Source organism: Desulfosarcina sp., assembly GCF_046496365.1.
In the GTDB taxonomy this organism is placed as follows: Bacteria; Desulfobacterota; Desulfobacteria; order Desulfobacterales; family Desulfosarcinaceae; genus Desulfosarcina.
In genome coordinates this window covers 1-3,785 of record NZ_JAWOHB010000198.1, presented here as the reverse complement: position 1 = coordinate 3,785, position 3,785 = coordinate 1, and the positions used below count along the sequence as shown (strand labels likewise).

The 3,785-nt window shown below is 59.4% G+C and carries 5 protein-coding genes; 4 read left to right on the top strand and 1 reads right to left on the bottom strand.

Going from position 1 to position 3,785, the window contains the following annotated elements; all coding sequences use genetic code 11:
• The 3 genes from R6V78_RS19265 to R6V78_RS19255 form a co-directional block, all read left to right on the top strand.
• A partial coding sequence (locus R6V78_RS19265) for an HNH endonuclease (RefSeq protein ID WP_410291015.1) occupies nucleotides 1-288 on the top strand: 288 nt, incomplete at its 5' end.
• Nucleotides 289-379: 91 nt separating this feature from the next.
• Nucleotides 380-1,654 carry a B12-binding domain-containing radical SAM protein gene (locus tag R6V78_RS19260; RefSeq protein ID WP_410291014.1) on the top strand — a complete coding sequence of 425 codons (1,275 nt, stop codon included), beginning with the start codon at nucleotides 380-382 and terminating at the stop codon, nucleotides 1,652-1,654.
• A complete protein-coding gene (locus tag R6V78_RS19255) occupies nucleotides 1,642-2,229 on the top strand; it encodes a dioxygenase (protein WP_410291013.1) in 588 nt (195 codons plus the stop codon). Before R6V78_RS19260 ends, R6V78_RS19255 begins: the two co-directional genes overlap by 13 nt.
• Here the strand turns inward: R6V78_RS19255 and ycaC are convergent.
• On the bottom strand, nucleotides 2,222-2,857 hold the full coding sequence (gene ycaC, locus R6V78_RS19250) for an isochorismate family cysteine hydrolase YcaC (RefSeq protein WP_410291012.1): 636 nt from the start codon (nucleotides 2,855-2,857) through the stop codon (nucleotides 2,222-2,224). The two genes, R6V78_RS19255 and ycaC, sit on opposite strands and share 8 nt — an antisense overlap.
• Before the next feature lie 526 nt (nucleotides 2,858-3,383).
• Between ycaC and R6V78_RS19245 the strand changes: the two genes are divergently transcribed.
• A partial coding sequence (locus tag R6V78_RS19245; RefSeq protein WP_410291011.1) for a hypothetical protein occupies nucleotides 3,384-3,785 on the top strand: 402 nt, incomplete at its 3' end.

Sequence of the window (3,785 nt, the reverse complement as noted above, 5' to 3'; positions counted from 1 at the left end):
CATACCGTGGTCGAGGCGGCCCACATCTTGCCCTGGAGCGAGAGCCACGATGATTTTCCCACCAACGGACTCTGTCTTTGCCGCTTGTGCCACTGGTCCTTCGACGAAGGGCTGATGAGTGTCGGCAACCGGTATGAAGTGCTCGTGTCGGACCGTGTCCGGATCGACAGCAACATGCCCGGGCATGTGCTGACCCTGGTGGAGCGTCCCATCTTCAAACCGGAAGCGCAACGCTTCTGGCCGGCGCAGGACAACCTGGCGCGGCATCGGCAGGAGCGGTTTGCCTGATGACCAACCACCTGCCGGGGGACACAGATGAATACCTTCTGCATCTATCTCGGTACATCCATCTGGCGGGTTGCCGTGAAGCGAGGTTTCAATGCGTGTTCTGCTGATTTCGGCCAATACGGAAAAAATTAATATGCCTGCCCTGCCCATGGGACTCGGCAGCGTGGCGGCGGCCCTGGGTGCCGCCGGTCATGCGGTGCGGTTTCTCGACCTGATGGGCACCGGGGAGTGGCAGTCCCCGCTCCGGGAGGCCCTGGCCGAAGCAGCGTTCGAGGTCATCGGCATTTCCATTCGCAACATCGACGACCAGGTCAGCCTATCGCCCCGGTTTCTGCTGGAACCGGCCCGGGAGGTTGTGGCGTTCTGCCGGGCACACGCCCGGGCACCCATCGTGCTGGGGGGTGCCGGCTACAGCATCTTTCCGCAGGCCATACTGGACTATACCGGTGCGGAGATGGGGATTCAGGGCGAAGGCGAAGCCGCCGCGGTCATGCTGCTGGAACGACTTGGATCGCGGGCCCCGCTGGAAGACGTGCCCGGCCTGGTCGTTCGGGGAAAAGGGCGCCAGACGCCGCCGGACGGTCTCCGCGACCTGGACCGGTTTGCACTTCCCGGGCCGGAACTATTCGATCCCCGCCTCGCCCGGGACCCGGACTATTATCTGCCCATCCAGACCCGACGGGGCTGCCCGCTGAACTGCAGCTACTGCTCGACGTCGACCATCGAAGGCCGCCTGATCCGCAAACGCTCCCCGGCAGCGGTCGTCGATGCCCTGCGCCGCTGGCGCAGGGCAGGCTATTCGCGCGTCTTTTTCGTGGACAACATCTTCAACCTGCCCACAAGTTATGCGCAGGAGCTCTGCCAGCGCATGACCGAGGCGCACCTGGACATTCAGTGGCGGGCCATCCTGTACCCCGGCGGGGTGACCGCAAGCCTGGTTCGGTCCATGGCGCGAGCCGGTTGCCGGGACGTCTCACTGGGCTTCGAGAGCGGCGCCCGCCAGATCCTGGACCGCATGCACAAGCGCTTTTCGCCGGATGATATCCAGCGTGCCAGCCGGCTGCTGGCCGATGCCGGGATCGGCTGCATGGGATTCCTCCTGTTGGGCGGACCCGGCGAGACCCGGGATACGGTGCTGGAAAGCCTGACCTTTGCCGATCGTCTGAAGCTGGATGCGCTCAAGCTGACGGTCGGCCTGCGGATTTATCCGTATACCGAGCTGGCCCGTATCGCCGTGCGTGAGGGGGTGATCGCACCGCATGCGGATCTTCTCAGCCCCACGTTTTATATGGTCCGCGGACTTGAAGACTGGCTGCGCGAAACGGTCGGTGAGTGGGTAGCCCAGCATCCCCATTGGACAATTTAAACACCCTTGCCGACCCGGTGGTCCATTTGGATTTCAGCTGGGGGCTGGACCATGGCACCTGGTCGGTCCTGTGCCGCATGTTCCCCACGGCGGAGATCCCGGTGGTGCAGCTGAGCCTCGACTTCGACCAGCCGCCCGACTTTCACTTTCGGCTGGGCAGGCAGCTCACATTCCTGCGCAGCGATGGCGTCCTGGTCATCGGCAGCGGCAACATGGTTCACAACCTGCGGGCCATGGCCCGGCAGGATGAGGGCTTTGACTGGGCCGTGGCCGCCGGCGGCAAGATGAAGGCGCTGATCGCGGCCGGCGACCACCATGCCCTGATCGACTATCCGTTGCGGGGTGACAGCGCCCGCCTGGCCATACCGACCCGCGAACACTACCTGCCCCTGCTGTACACCCTGGCCATGCAGGAACCCTCCGACCGGCTCTCCTTTTTTTGCGAATGGGTCACTCTGGGTTCCATCTCCATGCGCTCGTACCGTGGCGCGCCGGATGCCGCCGCGAAGCGGCAAGCATCCGGCGTGACGCGGTTGAGCGTTGAGTGCACCGACTTGTTCGGCCCTTTTATTTGATGCTATGCTTACCCGCCGCATAACTGGTAATGAGGCAGCGATAGGATGGAAGATGGTTTGAGAAGAGCGCCCCAAGACCCTCGACATCGTTGCGCCAGTCCCGATGCAGCTCGCAAGCAGTGCCAAACCATGTCATGAGTTGGCAACCAGCGGCTTCCATTCGCGCCCAAGCGGCATCTCTGGTTGTCTGATTGAATGTTCCCGAGGCGTCGGTAACAATAAATACTTCGTAACCCTCTTCGCGGGCGGACAACGCAGGGAATGCAACGCAAACTTCCGTCACAATACCCGCAATAATCAACTGCTTCTTGCCCGTCGCTTTGATTGCCTTCAAAAAATCTTCGTTGTCCCAAGCGTTAATTTGACCTGGACGCGCGATATACGGGGCATCAGGAAAAAGTTGCTTTAATTCAGGCACGAGTGGCCCGTTTGGACCATCTTCAAAACTAGTCGTCAAAATGGTGGGCAGTTTGAAATACTTGGCTGTGTCGGCCAAAGCTAAGACATTATTCTTGAAGTCATCCGGCGAAAAATCTTGAACAAGATTCGTAAGCCCAGACTGGTGATCGACGAGCAAAACAGCAGCGTCATTCTTATCGAGGCGGTTATATTTGTATTCTGTTTTCATGGTTGGCTCCTTTCTTGGATCGTTTAGTTTTTATTTTATTGCTGTTGAAAAATAAAAACCGTCAGGTACCTGAGGGCATAAGCGGACTATCTGCATTTCCCATTGGCACCGAATATAAAATACCATATCTTATTGATTAATCAATTATATTTCTCAACTATTCAGCGTCTTGCACCAGATTTTCAACTATTCCGTTTGTGGTACCAATGCGGTCGCATCTTAAATATTAGTATTTGACGGGCCGGGCATGTTCTGGACGAGGATACCCGATCAAGGCAAGTTGGCTGCCTGGTTGTTTCATCTATTCGAAACGTTTGCCACGATGGGTAAGCTGTTGCGGGTGGAATATCGGGGTGCCGCTTATCACGTGATCCATCTCGATTTCAATTGGGGCTGGTGCATTGTCCACAACCTGTCGAAATTATTGCTTGCACCAGGATGATGGTGGCAGCTAAGATGAATGTGGGGTCCGCCGATGAGACCATTGACGGGTGGTTTCGCAAGTTGACGGCGGCAGGGGTGCGCCATGTCAAACGCTCCGCGGCTTGAACGTGCCACGCCCGCCTTGCCAGGCAATGCCTGGACGTGGCATGAATCCAACTGCGCCCTGGCCATGTTGCTGGCCAGGCATCGCCGGGTGTTGAAAGCGGCTGTGGCCACAGCCGCGGCGATCGGCCGCGGCCTCGACGAACTGACGCCCCTGATGGCCGACCTGTGCCGCCGGACCTGCCGTTTCTGCCCCGAACCGTGCTGCATCAACCACACGGTGTGGTTCGACTTCAAGGACCTACTGCTTTTTCACCTCCTCGATTGCCCCATTCCCGCCTGCCAGGCGGCATCGGATCTGAAGGAGGCCTGCCCCTACCTGGGCCACCATGGCTGTCGCCTGCCGCCGCGCATCCGGCCCTGGATGTGCGTTCGGTACCTC

Excerpts from the sequence above, each read along its gene's own strand:
- R6V78_RS19260 (WP_410291014.1), top strand. The coding sequence starts at position 380 with ATGCGTGTTCTGCTGATTTCGGCCAATACGGAAAAAATTAATATGCCT.
- ycaC (WP_410291012.1), bottom strand. The coding sequence starts at position 2,857 with ATGAAAACAGAATACAAATATAACCGCCTCGATAAGAATGACGCTGCT.